Origin of the sequence: Moorella mulderi DSM 14980, assembly GCF_001594015.1 — a bacterium.
In the GTDB taxonomy this organism is placed as follows: Bacteria; Bacillota; DSM-521; order Neomoorellales; family Neomoorellaceae; genus Neomoorella; species Neomoorella mulderi.
In genome coordinates this window covers 94,157-109,629 of record NZ_LTBC01000002.1, presented here as the reverse complement: position 1 = coordinate 109,629, position 15,473 = coordinate 94,157, and the positions used below count along the sequence as shown (strand labels likewise).

The 15,473-nt window shown below is 51.0% G+C and carries 18 protein-coding genes and 2 pseudogenes; 7 read left to right on the top strand and 13 right to left on the bottom strand.

Annotated features, from left to right (window positions below; translation table 11 throughout):
• Positions 1–73 precede the first annotated feature (73 nt).
• Positions 74–2,752 carry a calcium-translocating P-type ATPase, SERCA-type gene (locus tag MOMUL_RS03790; RefSeq protein WP_062282399.1) on the bottom strand — a complete coding sequence of 893 codons (2,679 nt, stop codon included), beginning with the start codon at positions 2,750–2,752 and terminating at the stop codon, positions 74–76.
• A 493-nt stretch (positions 2,753–3,245) separates the two neighbouring features.
• On the opposite strand from MOMUL_RS03790, the gene MOMUL_RS03785 reads away from it, so the two are divergent.
• The 3 genes from MOMUL_RS03785 to MOMUL_RS03775 are packed head-to-tail and all read left to right on the top strand — an operon-like array spanning position 3,246 to position 4,323.
• Positions 3,246–3,452, top strand: a complete 207-nt coding sequence (locus MOMUL_RS03785) for a spore coat associated protein CotJA (RefSeq protein ID WP_054937203.1) — start codon at positions 3,246–3,248, stop codon at positions 3,450–3,452.
• Positions 3,453–3,477: 25 nt separating this feature from the next.
• Positions 3,478–3,735, top strand: coding sequence for a spore coat protein CotJB (locus tag MOMUL_RS03780; RefSeq protein WP_054937204.1), 258 nt, complete (start codon positions 3,478–3,480; stop codon positions 3,733–3,735).
• A 15-nt stretch (positions 3,736–3,750) separates the two neighbouring features.
• Positions 3,751–4,323: a manganese catalase family protein gene (locus tag MOMUL_RS03775; protein ID WP_062281725.1), complete on the top strand. Its 573-nt coding sequence runs from the start codon at positions 3,751–3,753 to the stop codon at positions 4,321–4,323.
• 14 nt (positions 4,324–4,337) lie between these two features.
• On the opposite strand, the gene MOMUL_RS03770 is transcribed toward MOMUL_RS03775, so the two are convergent.
• Both MOMUL_RS03770 and MOMUL_RS17795 read right to left on the bottom strand, forming a co-directional pair.
• Positions 4,338–4,607, bottom strand: coding sequence for a CopG family antitoxin (locus tag MOMUL_RS03770; RefSeq protein ID WP_161484960.1), 270 nt, complete (start codon positions 4,605–4,607; stop codon positions 4,338–4,340).
• Positions 4,591–4,866: a BrnT family toxin gene (locus MOMUL_RS17795; protein WP_064774333.1), complete on the bottom strand. Its 276-nt coding sequence runs from the start codon at positions 4,864–4,866 to the stop codon at positions 4,591–4,593. The genes MOMUL_RS03770 and MOMUL_RS17795 overlap by 17 nt, the downstream gene beginning before the upstream one ends.
• Positions 4,867–5,032: 166 nt before the next feature.
• On the opposite strand from MOMUL_RS17795, the pseudogene MOMUL_RS15585 reads away from it, so the two are divergent.
• A pseudogene (locus MOMUL_RS15585) lies at positions 5,033–5,499 on the top strand (manganese catalase family protein).
• An 83-nt stretch (positions 5,500–5,582) separates the two neighbouring features.
• On the opposite strand, the gene MOMUL_RS03760 reads toward MOMUL_RS15585, so the two are convergent.
• From MOMUL_RS03760 to MOMUL_RS16860, 3 genes are all read right to left on the bottom strand, one after another.
• Entirely contained in the window at positions 5,583–5,996 is a 414-nt protein-coding gene (locus MOMUL_RS03760; protein WP_062281718.1) for a HEPN domain-containing protein, read from the bottom strand.
• Positions 5,986–6,309: a nucleotidyltransferase domain-containing protein gene (locus MOMUL_RS03755; RefSeq protein ID WP_236712971.1), complete on the bottom strand. Its 324-nt coding sequence runs from the start codon at positions 6,307–6,309 to the stop codon at positions 5,986–5,988. Before MOMUL_RS03755 ends, MOMUL_RS03760 begins: the two co-directional genes overlap by 11 nt.
• Before the next feature lie 200 nt (positions 6,310–6,509).
• Positions 6,510–6,761 (bottom strand): hypothetical protein, encoded by a 252-nt coding sequence (locus tag MOMUL_RS16860; protein WP_169802158.1) that lies wholly within the window; start codon positions 6,759–6,761, stop codon positions 6,510–6,512.
• Between MOMUL_RS16860 and MOMUL_RS03745 the strand changes: the two genes are divergently transcribed.
• The 3 genes and pseudogenes from MOMUL_RS03745 (at position 6,750) to MOMUL_RS03735 (ending at position 8,725) form a co-directional block, all read left to right on the top strand.
• Complete coding sequence (locus tag MOMUL_RS03745; protein ID WP_062281713.1) at positions 6,750–6,929, top strand: hypothetical protein; 180 nt, start codon at positions 6,750–6,752, stop codon at positions 6,927–6,929. The two genes, MOMUL_RS16860 and MOMUL_RS03745, sit on opposite strands and share 12 nt — an antisense overlap.
• Positions 6,930–7,025: 96 nt before the next feature.
• A pseudogene (locus tag MOMUL_RS03740) lies at positions 7,026–7,358 on the top strand (manganese catalase family protein); the annotation flags it as partial.
• Positions 7,359–7,780: 422 nt separating this feature from the next.
• On the top strand, positions 7,781–8,725 hold the full coding sequence (locus MOMUL_RS03735) for a glycosyl hydrolase family 18 protein (protein ID WP_062281710.1): 945 nt from the start codon (positions 7,781–7,783) through the stop codon (positions 8,723–8,725).
• Between the two features lie 41 nt (positions 8,726–8,766).
• Here MOMUL_RS03735 and MOMUL_RS03730 read toward each other — a convergent pair whose 3' ends face one another.
• The 7 genes from MOMUL_RS03730 to MOMUL_RS03700 form a co-directional block, all read right to left on the bottom strand.
• Positions 8,767–9,048, bottom strand: a complete 282-nt coding sequence (locus MOMUL_RS03730; RefSeq protein ID WP_062281707.1) for an EscU/YscU/HrcU family type III secretion system export apparatus switch protein — start codon at positions 9,046–9,048, stop codon at positions 8,767–8,769.
• A 39-nt stretch (positions 9,049–9,087) separates the two neighbouring features.
• A complete protein-coding gene (locus MOMUL_RS03725; protein ID WP_062281704.1) occupies positions 9,088–10,449 on the bottom strand; it encodes a hypothetical protein in 1,362 nt (453 codons plus the stop codon).
• A 244-nt stretch (positions 10,450–10,693) separates the two neighbouring features.
• A complete protein-coding gene (locus tag MOMUL_RS03720) occupies positions 10,694–11,455 on the bottom strand; it encodes an energy-coupling factor ABC transporter ATP-binding protein (RefSeq protein ID WP_062281703.1) in 762 nt (253 codons plus the stop codon).
• Complete coding sequence (gene cbiQ / locus MOMUL_RS03715; protein WP_062281700.1) at positions 11,456–12,268, bottom strand: cobalt ECF transporter T component CbiQ; 813 nt, start codon at positions 12,266–12,268, stop codon at positions 11,456–11,458.
• 73 nt (positions 12,269–12,341) lie between these two features.
• Positions 12,342–13,382: an energy-coupling factor ABC transporter permease gene (locus MOMUL_RS03710; RefSeq protein ID WP_062281697.1), complete on the bottom strand. Its 1,041-nt coding sequence runs from the start codon at positions 13,380–13,382 to the stop codon at positions 12,342–12,344.
• A 264-nt stretch (positions 13,383–13,646) separates the two neighbouring features.
• Positions 13,647–14,399 (bottom strand): ABC transporter ATP-binding protein, encoded by a 753-nt coding sequence (locus MOMUL_RS03705; protein WP_062281694.1) that lies wholly within the window; start codon positions 14,397–14,399, stop codon positions 13,647–13,649.
• On the bottom strand, positions 14,396–15,469 hold the full coding sequence (locus MOMUL_RS03700; RefSeq protein ID WP_062281691.1) for a FecCD family ABC transporter permease: 1,074 nt from the start codon (positions 15,467–15,469) through the stop codon (positions 14,396–14,398). Before MOMUL_RS03700 ends, MOMUL_RS03705 begins: the two co-directional genes overlap by 4 nt.
• Between the last annotated feature and the right edge of the window lie 4 nt (positions 15,470–15,473).

Genomic DNA, 15,473 nt, shown 5'->3' with positions numbered 1-15,473 from the left:
TAATTGGACGCCAAAGTAGTCCGGGTAGCGGCGAGCAGGCCCCGAGGGCCTCAACATTAACCGGCATCAAAGTCTACCCTTTTTTGCCAACCTTCAGCTTGCCCAAAAGTTTACTTATTTCCACAGCCACCAGGGGGACAAGGCTCAGACTCAGGACCACCGCCCAGTCGCTGGTACGCAACACCGCCGTCTCAAAGATACCTCGCAAAAAAGGAATGAATACTACAGCCACCTGGAGAGATATTGACGCCAGGAAAGCATACACCAAACTGCGGTTGGTTCCCAATCCTATGGACAGGAGGGATTGATCCATGCTCCGGACATTGAAGGAGTGCACCAGTTGCGACAGAGCCATGGTTACAAAAGCCATGGTATGGGCTTCCTCCAGGGTCCGTCCCCAGCTAAGGGCCAGCCAGTATGAAAACAGAGCCAGCAGCCCGATCATGGTACCCTGCCACACGATGTTAATGCCCATGCCCCCGGCAAACACTCCTTCCTTGGGTTTACGGGGCGGACGCTCCATAACGCCTTTTTCGGGTGGCTCCAGGCCCAGGGCCAGGGCAGGAGGACCGTCAGTAACCAGGTTTAACCATAGTATCTGGATGGGAGTCAGGGGACTACCCAATCCCAGTAAAATGGCAGAAAAGATAGCTACAATCTCACCGGTGTTGCAGGAAAGGAGATACTGGATAGACTTGCGAATATTGTCGTAGATGGTTCGCCCTTCTTCAACCGCATTGACGATGGTGGCAAAATTGTCGTCTAATAATACCATATCTGAGGCTTCTTTGGCTACCTCGGTACCGGTAATCCCCATAGCAGCCCCGATATCGGCCCGTTTGAGGGCCGGGGCGTCATTGACACCATCGCCGGTCATGGCCACTATATGTTTGTGTTCCTTTAGGGCTGCTACGATGCGGAGCTTATCCTCAGGGGATACCCTGGCGTAGACGGTGACGCGGTTTACCACCTCTTTCAGTTGTTGGTCGTCCATCTGGTCCAGTTGCGCACCGGTCAGGACGCCGTCACCCTGCTGCCAGATACCCAGTTCTTTCGCGATGGCCATGGCTGTTTCCTGGTGGTCACCGGTGATCATTACCGTCCGGATGCCTGCCCGGCGGCTGACAGCCACCGCTTCCTTGACCTCGGGACGCGGTGGATCCTGCATGGCATAAAAACCGACAAAGGTAAGGTCCTGCTCGGCGGTATCCGGTGAGAGGCCAGCCGGAATTTCAGGCCACCGGCGGACAGCCAGGGCCAGTACGCGTTGCCCCTGGGACGCCAACTGAGAGTTAATTTGCAAAAGCCGGGTACGCATTTCTCCAGTTAAAGGTTCAATTCCCTGCCCGGTCATTACTCCGGTAGAGCGGGCCAGCAATACATCGGGGGCTCCCTTGGTAAAGGATTGGATTGAGCCATCTATATGGTGAAAGGTGGTCATCATTTTGCGGGCGGAATCAAAAGGGATTTCGGCCAGCCGGGGGTAGGTCTTCTCCACCTTCTCCCTTATCAAACCCGCTTTGGCTGCTACCACTACCAGGGCTCCCTCCGTGGGATCGCCGATTACGCGGTAACCCTTCTCTGTTGCCTCTAACCGGGCGTCACTGTTTAACAACCCGCCAAGGAGCATTAATTCCAGGTTCCGATCAGTTAAAGGAGCAATTTCATTTCCCTGCTGGTTCAGGAACCGGCCGTCAGGCTGGTAACCAGTACCAGTTACCTGCAGGAAGTTGCCGGCAGCATAAATCTGGATAACAGTCATTTCATTTTTGGTAAGGGTACCTGTCTTGTCAGAACAAATAACAGTTGCAGTGCCCAGGGTCTCTACCGCCGGCAGTTTTCTGATAACAGCCTGCCGCTGGCTCATCCTGGTAACGCCCAGGGCGAGCACAATGGTCACTACGGCGGGCAGGCCTTCCGGAACTGCTGCTACTGCCAGGCTGATGGCTGTCATAAACATTTCCAGAACATCTTCGCCCCGCCACAACCCGGTGGCAAACACCAGGGCCACGATGAATCCTGCAGCCATTCCCAAAATTTTACCAAGTTCATTCAACCGCCGCTGCAGCGGTGTAGGTTCCAGCGGCGTTTCCTGAAGCAGTTGCGCGATCCGACCCAGTTGGGTGTTCATCCCTGTTTCCACCACCAGGGCCTTGCCGCGTCCGCTGGTAATAATAGTACCCATAAAGAGCATGTTTTTCCGATCGCCCACCGGGACTTCACCGGCCGCTATCATGGCAGGGTCCTTTTCTACCGGTACCGACTCGCCCGTTAAGGCGGCTTCGTTTGCCCGTAGGGAAGCCGCCTCGATCAGCCTGGCATCAGCCGGTACAGAATCTCCTGCATCTAATAATACTATATCACCAGGGACCAGTTCGCCTGCGTCAACCTGCGTTACCATTCCGTTCCGGATCACTTTGGCTGCAGGTTTGGTCATCTCCTTTAAAGCTTTAAGGGCCTGCTCAGCTTTATTCTCTTGATACACGCCCAGAACGGCATTCAACACTACGATGACAAGGATAACAATAGAATCTTCCCATTCGCCCAGGATACCCGAGATGATCGCCGCTCCAATCAGGATTAAGACCAGAATTTCCTTTAGCTGGCCTATAAACATGGAAAAAAGGCTGCGGGGGGGCGGCTCTTTTAAAACATTGGGGCCGTAGATCTTTAATCGTTCGTTGGCCTCCTCTTGATTCAGCCCCTGGTGCAGGTCTGAGTTAAGTTCCTGGCAGACCTGATGGCTCTCCATGGCATACCATTTCTTCTCTGGCAACTCATAATCCTCCTCCCAGTTTGTGTAGAGCTTTAACACTACAATAACCCTTAGCAAGTTAAAAAATGTAAATAAAAAACCTTTGTTCAGTGCAAAAAGCACCAAACAAAGGTCTTGCTCCCAAGTTAAGCCCCTGGGACCAGGGCGGCTCTTACCGATGCGTACTGTCGCCCTGGTCAACAGGCCATAAGGCCTACGAGCTACTCCCCTTTGATTTTAATTAAATTATATACGAGAAACCCATTGGCGTCAACCACTAGCTGAAATGCCAGTCACCAGGCCGGCACCGCGGGCCACCAAAGGGCGATGATGCCCTTAGCCTCCTTAGGAAATACCGCTCCCTTCTCCTTGTTGCAGGAGTACCGGGCTTAAACCTGGATACAGGTGGCATCAAGCTTATCTTCTGGTAACCCTTCCTCCCCTATCCATCATAATATAAATTAGCGATTTTTAGGGGAGGAGGTCTATTATGACTGCCGACCAGCAAGGAAAGCGTGGTATTACCGTCCGTCCCGGCGACGAGCAGGTAGAAAAACAATCCTTTTCTTACCAGTTGGCCCGGGCCTATGTACCCTGGCAGCGTTTTACTAACAGGTGGGACCCTATGGAAGGCCTGGCCCGGGGGACGATTTTCCCCGAACTCTTCCAGCCTTACCAGCCCCGGCGGACACCTTAAAACAATGTAGTGGAGGGGTAAAATCATGGATGGACAACGTTTAAGCCTGCTCAAAAAGATTATGGCCCTGGAATTTACCTGCGTAGACTTTAACCTTTACCTGGACACCCATCCCGAAGACTACCGGGCGCTAGCGGAATATAATGCCGCCAGCGAAGCCCTGCTGGCGGCAAAAAAGGAATACGAAAACCTTTACGGTCCTTTAACAAATTACGGCAGTACGCCCAGTCCCCAGGCCTGGCGCTGGATCGACGAACCCTGGCCCTGGGAAACAACTTTTTAGGCGGAGGGATTCTAAATGTGGATTTTTGAAAAAAAACTGGAGTACCCTGTACGCGTCGGTGGACCCAACCCCCGCCTGGCCAAGGTAATCATCACCCAGTATGGCGGGCCCGACGGCGAGCTCGCTGCATCTCTACGCTACCTCACCCAGCGCTACACCATGCCCCTCCCCCAGGCCAAGGCAGTTTTGACGGACATCGGCACGGAAGAGCTGGCCCACATGGAGATTGTGGCTACCCTGGTCTATAACCTAATAAAAGACGCTCCCCTGGAAGAAATCAAACGCGCCGGCCTGGACGGCTACTATGCCGACCACGACCGCGCCCTCTACTTTGTCAACGCCGCCGGCGCCCCCTGGACGGCCACCTACATCCAGTCCAAGGGTGACCCGGTCACCGATCTCCATGAGAATATGGCCGCCGAGCAAAAGGCCCGTTCCACTTACGAATACCTGATCCAGCTCTCCGACGACCCCGATGTTAGCGACACTCTCAAGTTCTTGCGCGAAAGGGAAATTGTCCATTTCCAACGCTTCGGCGAAACGTTAAACCTGGTACATGAATACCTGGACAGAAAGAAATATTATTAAAGCCTTAAGCCCCACTACGGGGCTTTTTTAAAGCCCTCTCTTTTTATAGCTTCCCGTAGCGCCATCCGGATGTAGGTGGTGTAACCTAGTCCCTTCTTCCTTGCGGCTTTTTTAATGGCGGCCACGTCTTCTTTCGGTAAGCGTACTGATACGTGGACGAGCTCAGGCTTTTTGAATTCAACATCGGCATCCTCCCAATCTAGCTCCTGGGTGTCAGTGCGATCAAAGAAATCAGCCAGCTTATCTATATCATCAATGCCAGGCAAGTTAGTGTCTCTTCGCAAGATAGTACCTCCTTTCGGCTGGTGTCATATCCCGCGCTGTCACGAGGTAAGCGCGGCCATGACCTTTGTAGATAAATATCACCGCTAGGTAGCGTCCTGCTTCTGTACGCCCCAGTAAGCGGTAAACATTCTCGCTAGGGTAGGACGTAGAAGGCTTAAGCCGCTGTACTATATGGTGGCGGTCTTCGTAGGCTACCTGCTCCACTTCTTCAGGACTCACGGAGTGCTTAGCAATGTGCCTAATACGGTCGGGCGGCATGATAAACCATGTTATCTTCAATGTATTTCACCTGTGGTATATTATAACACAATGTAGCACTAAATAAAATGAGCAGCTAAATGCTTATCAAAGTAGCCGCGGGGACTTCCTTGTCCCGTAAGGGAAAGAAGTCCCTTTTGGTGGTGGCTGGTCCACCAGGACCTTTTTGGCCGCTTCGCTACGCTACCTCACCCAGCGCTACACCATGCCCCTCCCCCAGGCCAAGGCAGTTCTGACGGACATCGGTACGGAAGAGCTGGCCCACATGGAATTGTCGCCACCCTGGTCTATAACCTAATAAAAGACGCTCCCCTGGAAGAAATAAAAAGGGCCGGCCTGGACGGCTACTATGCCGACCACGACCGCGCCCTCTACTTTGTCAACGCCGCCGGCGCCCCCTGGACGGCCACCTACATCCAGTCCAAGGGCGACCCGGTCACCGACCTGCATGAAAATATGGCCGCCGAGCAGAAGGCCCGTTCTACCTACGAATATCTGATCCAGCTCTCCGACGACCCGGATGTCAGTGATACCTTGAAGTTCTTGCGCGAAAGGGAAGTCGTCCACTTCCAGCGCTTCGGTGAGACGTTGAACCTGGTACATGAGTATCTGGAGAGGAAAAAGTACTATTAAAGTTAAATATGGGGGTTAGCCTCCCCCCTATATAATGTTATAAAATGGCTCCTTTATCATTGGACCCTTCCGCTTTGCTCGTTTTACTTACAGGCCTCCCCAGTTTCCAAAGCTTCAACGATATTATTGTATATAGCCTCTGCCATCGCGATCGCTTTCTTAGCATCTTCATGGGTAGCTTCGGGCCAGTCACCAGGGTAACGACCTTCAGTAACCCAATCGCTTAACCATTCAAGCTCTATACCAGCAAAGGCGGCCTTATCTTCATCCGGAAAAAGCTCGATTAGGTACTCAAGGTCATGTTTATATGCAAACTCAATTCCTGTGCTGATCAAAAACGCCTTCAAGCTTTTTTCCGCGCATTGTTGCGCCAAGTAACATGCCACGCCATACTCCGGCCCTTCCCTATCCGTAAAAGCCAGCCGGGCTACCCGTAAATCCCCCTTAGCTTTTTTCAACCACTTGAGCGCCTCTTGTTTCCTTTCCTCAACGTTCATACATCACGACCCCTTCTTTAAGAGCAGGATGATAAACTGTCCACCAGGAGTCTTTATGTTTGTTAATGTCAGAAAGGCTGGCAACTATAACATCCTTGGGCACCTTGAACTCCCGCAGTTCTTTGCGGATTGCCACCTGCATCTGACGTTTTTTTTCCCGAGCACAGTCCATTATGACTAGGATATCTACATCGCTGTTTGGCCCTGCTTCTCCTTTAGCCCAGGAGCCGAAAACAATAATCTTTTCTGGATTAAATTTCTCTTCTATACGCTTTGCCATAGAATAAATAATTTTTTCATCCACCAGATCCATCCCCCCGGGATATTAGTTACCAGGCATTTCTTCCACTATTTTACACTAATATAATTAAACATTCAACAGACAATACCAGATAATGATTTCCCCGGGGCTTATAGTGCCTTGTTGCGATGTCATTTTATTACTGTTACTGGTTTTTCTGGTTATATATTTCTCTGAGAAATAACCTGGGCGCCTACCTTCCTACCTTGACATTACTCATCTTCTTCAAATCCATAGTCCTTAAATTTCAACGTACGACAGTTTTCCGTAACTGTTCTAATTACAATTTCCGGTAACCCTTCCGGAATTTCAGCTTCTATCTCCAGGGTTACTGTTACCCTAGCCCCCATACCTGTCCGTTTCGGGGTTAACCGGAGGCCTGCCGGCAAACCTGGGTGGTATTTCAATAAAACCTTGGTAATCAAAACCGCCACCGGGTTGAGATCGCTGGCATGGGCTTCCAAGCCCAGGCGCTGCAACAACTTCTTGAAGAGCGAGCCCTGGCCAGGGTAATGCAGCCGATTGAACCCCTAGCCTGCACTCCTGAAGAAGTGCAGGTGGAAAAATTGAGGAAGGCCAGCTTCCTTTATGACGTCCTTGCCCGGCAAAAAACCGTAGAATACCGGCTTTAAACAAAAGCGGCAGGAACGCTTTGCCGTTCTTGCCAACAGGAGTAAGGTTTTTTACCTGTTTCTCTTTTTTGGGGGGTTAGTCTTGGATAACAAAATTTGAAGTCCGGCGGGCCCGACGGCGAGCTCCCTGCATCTCTACGCTACCTCACCCAGCGCTACACCATGCCCCTCCCCCAGGCCAAGGCAGTTCTGACGGACATCGGTACGGAAGAGCTGGCCCACATGAAGATCGTGGCTACTCTGGTCTATAACCTGATAAAAGACGCTCCCCTGGAAGAAATAAGAAGGGCCGGCTTGGACGGGTACTATGCCGACCATGACCGCGCCCTCTACTTTGTCAACGCCAGTGGCGCCCCCTGGACGGCCACCTACATCCAGTCCAAGGGTGACCCGGTCACCGATCTCCATGAGAATATGGCCGCCGAGCAGAGCTTTTTTAAAAGCCCATTGCGTTTTATGAAGAATTTCAAAGAAGTAATGCAAGCAGGATTTATTTAAACCGATACTGGTAGAGGTTCTAAAGGAGAAGCCTGCTCTGCGGCCCACTAGGATACCTGCAGTAAAGTTGCCAGGGATAATTGGTATCTGGGAGAAGTGAGGGGGCACGTCTTCTTGACTCCACCATTATCCGCGGCAGAATTCCGGCAGGCGCTCGGGTCGCTCCTCAGCATTGCCCTATCCTCCTGCCGGAGAAGAGCCACTTATAGTATCCCCCTTTTATAGGCTGCTTTGCCATTTACACAAAATGATTTACACTCCCTAAGGTAGGTGTTGCAGCGTGCCGCGAGGTTTCCTGGACACATTTGCCAGGAATAACATATTATATAATATGAACAGGAGGTGTTTTAAGTATGGCCTTGCAAGAACGGCAGGTAGAAAACAACTGGTATTATGTTCCTGATCCTCCGGGGTTAGCTTCCTTACGCAGCCACGGCGGCCAGTTAAGATATATCCTACCTTTCTGGTTTGGCGTAACCGAGACAGGAAGCCTCGTGGATCAAGCCGATACCGAAGGCCTAGCGGCCATCCGGCAATATAATCTCCCTGTGCTGGCCATCGTCCACAACTATTCCAGTCCCCAGTACAGGCCCCTGATACACCGCTTGCTGACTACGCCAAGCTTGCGCCAGACATTGGTAAACAATATCTTAACCCTCATGTACCGCTGGGGTTTCGCCGGCGTCAATATTGATTTTGAATTTGTGCCTCCGGAGGATCGTCCCTTCTTGACCGGCTTTATGCGTCAACTCTCCCAAGCCCTCCGCGCGGCAAGTTATTTAACCACCATTTCCGTACCGGCAGAACTGGAGGATAACCCCCGCCACCCCTTCTCGGGCGCTTTTAGTTATCCGGAACTAGGAGCGCTTAGTGACCAGGTCTATATTCTAGCTTACGACGAACATTTCGCTACACCCGGCCCTATCGCTTCCATTGGTTTTGTCCGTCGGGTACTGGACTATGCTGTAAGCGTTATCCCCCGGGAAAAAATACGTCTCGGTATGGCTGTTTATGGTTACGACTGGGCTGAAGGAGCACCCATTCCAATAACCCTCTCCCACAGCCAAGCCGTAGAGCTTGCTCGCCGCGTGGGTGCCACTATCTATTATGACCAAGCGGCCCAGGAATCCACCTTTAGTTATGTAGAGGATAATATTCCCCATGTAGTATGGTTTGAAGATGTGCGGAGCTTTAGCACAAAGCTAGGCCTGGTGCGGGAGTACAACCTCCCTGGCATCGGTGTCTGGCGCCTGGGCCTGGAAGACCCGCGCATCTGGGAACTGCGAGCCGGGGGATAGAGGCTAGTAACTATCTATCTCCTTCCGTCTCTAGTTTTTTTCTATTTTAGCTTTTTCGCGCCTAAGTCCAAAGAATAAATAAAGACCAGAATCTCAGCCACCATCTGGTACAGTTCGACCGGAATCTCAGACCCGATATCTATCCCCGCTAACATCTCCGCCAGATGGGTGTCCCGGTGAACAGGGACGCCAGCTTCTCTAGCAGTGGTAATGATTTTATCGGCTATAGCCCCCCTACCGGAAGCTACTACCCGGGGGGCTTTATCTTGCTCGCTGTTATATTGCAGGGCTACCGCCTTTCTTACCCCTTCCTGCTCCTTCATGGCTGCGCTTTTCCTTTACCCCCGTTCCGGTGAAACAGGTTAAACCCTCTTATCCAGAAAGCCGATCTGGGAGCTGGTTTCCCCGGAAGCCATTTCCCAGGGTATAAGACACCGGGGAACTATTCCTGGCTGCCATTTATACCCATGCAAATGGTAGCCCATGCGGGCAAAGGCACCCTGAAGAGCCGGCCAGGATTCATTTATCAACCGGCCCACCCATTCCTTCTCCACCCTTCCCTGGACCCTGACCTCCCTCTGCCAGATACTTATTTCCAGCAACAGGCAGCCCAAATTCTCCGTATTAACTAGGATAGAGATATTAAAATTCTGGCGATCAATGGGGATGTTCCCCCTTCTCTCTTTTTTAATCACCAGCTGCCCCCAGTTAGTTACTTCATTGTTTTTCAACAGGGGCAGGGTAAAATAAAGGTAGCTCTGGAGTTCGTTATCCCTACCGCACCATTGGAAAATCAGCTGCCCGGCCAGCTGCCTGACAATCATTTTGCCAGTCTCGAGGAGTTTGCCGCTGGCATCCTGGCCTGTTTGCCGGGTACCATCCCGTATGGCCTGTAAAAGATAGTCCAATTTTTCTATTAGCCCATTCGAAGGGAGGGGCTTGAAAGGGGCGACGCCGTCCCTGGCAGGTAACTGGGAGGATAACAGGTTGCGCAACTGCTCCGCTACCTTTACCTCGCCTTCCTCCGGCTTAAGGACCAGGGAAGCCACCAGGGTCCTGAATTCCTGGTAAAGCAGCCTGGCCTCCTTTCCCCTTTCCCCGGCTAAACCGTCAATTAAATCTGCCAGAAGAGGGATAAAACGGGCCAGGCGCGTCATCCCTGCCTGCCCCGGGTCTTTCTCCCCCAGCATAAACTCCTGCAGGAGCTTGAGGGCGTCTGTCCGGGGCAAGACTCCCAGCTTAAGGGCCTGTAAAACCACTTCAATCCCTTCCTCGTCCTCACTGCCAAGGAGGGCTAGAGCCTGTTTTACCTGTCCCAATAATTCTTGTTGCAATGGGAGCCTGTGGTTGATAAATTTTTGCACCAGGGAACGGTGCAGGGGTGTGTCTTTAAGCCCCAACCGGGCAAGAATTTCCCCGGGGATGTCATTTGTCGTTAACCCGGCCCGGGAAAGGAGTTTGACCATGTAAAGGCTTCCCTGGCGCTCCTGGACCTGCAGGCTGACCAAATCACCTGGGGATAAGAAAAAGGGAGTACGAGCCAGGATCTCCCGACCTTCGAGCTCCAGGATAAAATAGCCCGTTCCCCGCTGGCCGATCACTCTGCCCTGGAGTACCTGCCCCACCTCCCAGGCCAGCCCCCGGCTATCTTTTACGGCCCCTGCCCCGCTGGTAGCTATAGCTTTACCGGCCTCGGTCCTCAGGTCAGTTAAGATCAGGTTCATAGTAAAGCACCCCCAGGTAGTTGGTTGCAGACAGGTACTTAGAACCGGTTGGATAACTATAGACATTCTAACATATCGGAGGACGGGGCATGATTTTAAGTAGAGGCTGGTGTACAAGACGCTCAAACCCGGGCTAAATTACAGCGCCTACTGCAGGCAATCAATCCTCTTGCACTTCACCACCAACTGGAAGAATTACTGGCTAACATCTCAAGAAAATCAAGAAAATAGAGGGGACTAACGTTCAAATGGGCTTTTTCGTACCACAGACCGGACACCCCTGTAAACCCAGGGGTAACTCCAGCCCACATTCTTCCATCAGTTCTGCATCACAAAGAATTTTTTCTGTAGGACCGTCAGTTATTACCCTGCCGTCCTTCAAAACAATTGTTCTCTCGCAAAGCTCAAATACCATGTCTAAATCATGGGTCGCAATTATCTTCGTATGGGTAAAGCTTTGAAGAAGTCTTATTAAACGGCGTCTTGATTTCGGATCAAGGGATGACGTTGGTTCATCCATAACAAGAATATCAGGATTCATGGCCAAAACCGTCGCAATAGCTGCTGCGCGCTTTTCACCACCTGAAAGCTTGTACGGCGGTCTATCCTTCAAATGTAGAATTCCAACAGTATTGAGTGAGCTAATTACCCTCTTTTCAACCTCTTCCTCAGGTAATTTATAGTTGCGCGGCCCAAAGGCTACATCATCATAAACGGTGGTCATAAATAACTGGTCATCCGGGTCTTGAAAAACCATCCCCACCCTTTGCCGGATCAACGGCAATGTTTTCTTGGTTACCGGCACATCACCTATCCTGATTTCTCCTTCATCTGGAAACAATACCCCGGCAAGGTGCATCAACAATGTCGACTTGCCTGCACCATTCGCGCCTACAATTCCAACGGATTCTCCGTGGGTAATCCTGAAAGCAACTCCGTTCAACGCCTGGCGTCCATCAGGGTACTTATACTTTAAATTATTTGCTTGTATAATATGATGGCTCATTTATCTCCTTACTCCCATCATTACCCAACCTATCATCTCCGGAATGTTGAAGTAGCGTATTATTACAAAAGATAAACTCCATCCGGCGAAGTACAGGATGTCGCCAATACCAATTCCTTTTTCTCTTCCGGTATGATATTCTCCTGTAAATCCCCGGCAGCACATTGAACGGTAAACACGTTGGGCCCTTTCTATCGACCTGATAAGTAAGTGTCCCGTTAACGAACCCCAATCTCTAAATTTGATGCCTTTTTCACCCGCAGAGCGCAATGAATAGGCACGTACCACACGGCCAGCTTCCTCAACCAGCACCGCGATATACCTGTATGTTAGCAGAAGTTGGATAATAAATACCCCAGGTATCCTTATGGTTCTTAGCGCTGAGGCGATTCTCGTCATTCCAGTGGTGGCTATGAGAATGAGTGCTGCCAGTATTGTTAAAAAACCTTTAATTAAGATTGCAAAAAAAGAAACCCAGCCTCCCGAAATAGTAATCCATGGCAACACTAGCATCGGGCTTTTATCGTATATGGGGTTAAATAATCCGATGCCGATTATCAAAGGTAAAGCCAAGAGTACCCTTTTGAAAACCGGGACCATGGGAATATCTGCCAGTGTCATGATAATAACAGGGTAAAATATAAGTGGCAACATACCACTTAACTCGTAATTACTAAAGGATACAGTTACTAGCAAATATGCGCCCGTTGTTAACACTTTCATAAGCGGGTGCACATCATGTATAATAGATTTCTTATCTGCAAATTCGTCAAGTATTCTTATATTATATAATGATTCCGCCGGATTGGACATCACCTATCATCCCATTATAATTATATTATATAAGTTTTGGCGGGGTTTAAAGCCCCGCCTTGTTGCTTTTACTCTAAACTGCGCTTGCTTTTTCCCTCTTTTTAATTGATCTTATAATAAGACCTGTTATTGCAGCTAAAAGCAAAGTCATTGCGCCGCCAATCAATCCCGATACGCTAGTCCCGGCATTAACCGCCGGCCATGCCTCTTCAGTCTCGGGAGCATCAGTACTTACTTTCTTAAAGCTGTAGTCAGGCAAAAACGCGATTTTCTCCTGAATAGAAGCCAGCGTTTGATGAATACCGTCCGGAGCCTCGAGTTCCTCTTTACCTGAAGTGTTTAACATAGACCATTCCAATCCATCGGGATATGTAGATGCAAACCATGAGAAAACACCACCAGTTATAATTGCAACAATGGCAAGGCCGGCAAGGACCTTCTTGAGGGGAAGACCGCCCAGCTTCTCACCCGATGCTGCCTTCTCAATTATTTCAGGGCGGGCTTTCCAAATGAAGGCGACAACAGCAGCAGTTACGAGGCCTTCTACCAATCCGATAGCAAGGTGAATGGGCTGCATCAACAAAACAAACGTGCTGAAGGGCAACTCTGTTATACCCGAAAACAGGGTTTCTAGAACTACACTGAACGCTCCCAGCTGCAAGCCTACTATTGCAGCCAGTAGTGACCCGGCAAATATGCGTCCAGTTGAGTACCCTTTGCGAATAATCAATTTATAAATCAGGGGATATGCAATAAAGCATGTATAAAAACCAAGATTAAAAATGTTGCATCCCAATGCTAGCAGGCCACCGTCGGCAAAAAAAAGTGCTTGGATAACTAAAACAGATGCCATGGTTAGAAAACCAGCATAAGGACCCAGCAATATAGCCAGTAGCATGCCTCCTCCTAAATGGCCGCTGGATCCGGTACCCGGAATTGTAAAGTTAATCATTTGGGCCGCGAATACAAATGCACCTACTACCCCCATTAAAGGTATTTTTTGCTCATCTAATTCATTTTGAACCTTTTTAATTGAATAAGCTGCGACTCCTGCCGTCACTGCCCACATGGTTCCACCTACAGCCGGTGAAAGCAGGGCATCTGCCATATGCATACGTTTTTCCTCCTTCAATTATTTAAGTCTCCGGTTGCGCAGGCCTAGTCTATCTCCATGACCACCCCTCCCAGGTCAACCAACTTGTGTTAAAAATAAAATAAACCATGGAAGATGTCCGGTTTATACCGTAACGACCTCCATGGTCGAGATTTAGCAACCTCCTTGGTTGCCTATTGCTTTAATAATTATATAACAAACCAAAATAACATTCAAGATTTCGCGGGCTCTATGTCAATATTGGAAAGCAAGTTCGCCTGCTTTTTACAAGGGCACGACCACGGGGATGTCTGCCAGTCTTTCCACCGCTACCCGAACTCCGTAGACGCCGGCGATGTTTTCCGGAGTCATGATTTCCATCCCCCCGCAAGCAAATACGGTCCTGTTCTTCAGGAGCAGGAATTTATCCGCAAACCGCAAGGCAAGGTTTAAGTCATGCATTACGACCACCACTGCAATGTTTCGCTCCCTGGCAGCTTTTTTGACTATTGTTAGCACCTCGAACTGATTCTTCAGATCCAGGTTGCTAGTGGGCTCGTCCAGCAAAAGCACCCGGGGTTCCTGGGCCAGGGCCCTGGCAATGACCACCTTTTGCAGTTCTCCCCCGCTCAATTCATCCAGGTAGCGCAGGGAAAACTCTTCCAGGCCAAGAATGCTCAACACATTCCGGACGATTTCCAGGTCTCTTGCGGTTGTACCCCACTTGATGTGGGGTTTCCTGCCCAAAAGCACGGCGTCGAAGACCGTAAACCGGGCGCTTTCGTATCTTTGCGCCACGTACCCCAGGCGGCGGGCAACTTCCCGTGGACTGAGGGCAAACAGGTCTTCTTTTTCAATGAGAATTGTCCCTGTTTCTGGCTTTAAAATCCTGTTCAGGCACTTGAGCAGGGTGGACTTCCCGGCGCCGTTGTTGCCTAGTATAGCAAAAAATTCCCCCCTGTTGACTTCAAATTTGATATCCCTTAAAACGGTCCGGCTGCTGTAACTGAATTCCACCCCGTCTACAGACAAGATCATCTTTTGCCGTACCCCCTGGAGAGAAGGTAAAGGAACAGGGGGGCACCCATAAAAGAGGTAATCGCCCCCACCGGCAAAACAACCGGGGAAACAACGGTCCTGGCTAGGGTATCGGAAGCAAGCAGCAAAAGCCCTCCCATTACGCTGGAAGCAGGGATCAGGAAACGGTGATCGCCGCCCAGCACCCTTCTCATCATGTGCGGGCCGACCAGGCCGATAAAGCCGATGATGCCCAGAAAGGAAACAGTTACCGCCGTGACCAGGGAGGCCGCGAACATCCCGGTCAACCTGATTCTCTCTACATCAACACCGAGCCCTTTGGCCGTCTCCTCCCCGCCGTCCAGAGCGTTGTAATTCCACCGGTTAGCCATAAAGTAGAGCAGCGCGGCAAAGGTTAGCGCGGCCATGATTTCCAGATCCCGCCAGGAAGCCCGGCCGATGTCGCCGAAGGTCCAGAAAACAATCGAAGCCACCTGCACGTCGCTGGCAAAAAACTGCAGGATAATGGTGGCGGCTGAAAAAAGGGAGCCCAGGGCCACCCCCGCCAGAACCATTGCTTCGGGAGTGACCCCCCTGACCTGGGCCAGGAAGAGAACCACCAGGGTCGTCGCCATCGCCCCCACAAAGGCGGAAATGGTGACAAGGTAGGGGTTGTTGATGATGACTGCATCGGCGCTGGTGCTGTGGGTGCTCCCCGCCCCCAGGGCAATGATGGCCACGGCGGCGCCAAAGGCCGCACCCTGCGAAATGCCTAAGGTGAAGGGGGACGCCAGGGGATTGCGCAAGAGGTTTTGCATCACGCAACCCGCCACGGAAAGGCCGACCCCGGCAGTGACCGCCGCCAGCACCCGGGGCAGCCGGATATTCCAGATAATGATATTTAAACGTCCCTCTGCTTTGCCCAGCAGCGTCAGCAGCACCTGGGCCGGCGAAAGCTCCGCCGACCCGGCGTTGATGGCGTAGACACCCAGCAGGACAGTCAAAAGGATGAGCAGGCAAATGATGAAAACTTTTCTTTGGGTATACTTAAGGTAACTTTCCGGGATGTTTTCCATTACTACCTGCCGCATATTT

Coding starts and splice junctions, on each gene's coding strand:
- MOMUL_RS03790 (WP_062282399.1), bottom strand. CDS start 2,752: ATGGAGAGCCATCAGGTCTGCCAGGAACTTAACTCAGACCTGCACCAG.
- MOMUL_RS03785 (WP_054937203.1), top strand. CDS start 3,246: ATGACTGCCGACCAGCAAGGAAAGCGTGGTATTACCGTCCGTCCCGGC.
- MOMUL_RS03780 (WP_054937204.1), top strand. CDS start 3,478: ATGGATGGACAACGTTTAAGCCTGCTCAAAAAGATTATGGCCCTGGAA.
- MOMUL_RS03775 (WP_062281725.1), top strand. CDS start 3,751: ATGTGGATTTTTGAAAAAAAACTGGAGTACCCTGTACGCGTCGGTGGA.
- MOMUL_RS17795 (WP_064774333.1), bottom strand. CDS start 4,866: ATGCCGCCCGACCGTATTAGGCACATTGCTAAGCACTCCGTGAGTCCT.
- MOMUL_RS03760 (WP_062281718.1), bottom strand. CDS start 5,996: ATGAACGTTGAGGAAAGGAAACAAGAGGCGCTCAAGTGGTTGAAAAAA.
- MOMUL_RS03755 (WP_236712971.1), bottom strand. CDS start 6,309: ATGGATCTGGTGGATGAAAAAATTATTTATTCTATGGCAAAGCGTATA.
- MOMUL_RS03745 (WP_062281713.1), top strand. CDS start 6,750: ATGGGCTTCCAAGCCCAGGCGCTGCAACAACTTCTTGAAGAGCGAGCC.
- MOMUL_RS03735 (WP_062281710.1), top strand. CDS start 7,781: ATGGCCTTGCAAGAACGGCAGGTAGAAAACAACTGGTATTATGTTCCT.
- MOMUL_RS03730 (WP_062281707.1), bottom strand. CDS start 9,048: ATGAAGGAGCAGGAAGGGGTAAGAAAGGCGGTAGCCCTGCAATATAAC.
- MOMUL_RS03725 (WP_062281704.1), bottom strand. CDS start 10,449: ATGAACCTGATCTTAACTGACCTGAGGACCGAGGCCGGTAAAGCTATA.
- MOMUL_RS03720 (WP_062281703.1), bottom strand. CDS start 11,455: ATGAGCCATCATATTATACAAGCAAATAATTTAAAGTATAAGTACCCT.
- cbiQ (WP_062281700.1), bottom strand. CDS start 12,268: ATGTCCAATCCGGCGGAATCATTATATAATATAAGAATACTTGACGAA.
- MOMUL_RS03710 (WP_062281697.1), bottom strand. CDS start 13,382: ATGCATATGGCAGATGCCCTGCTTTCACCGGCTGTAGGTGGAACCATG.
- MOMUL_RS03705 (WP_062281694.1), bottom strand. CDS start 14,399: ATGATCTTGTCTGTAGACGGGGTGGAATTCAGTTACAGCAGCCGGACC.
- MOMUL_RS03700 (WP_062281691.1), bottom strand. CDS start 15,469: ATGCGGCAGGTAGTAATGGAAAACATCCCGGAAAGTTACCTTAAGTAT.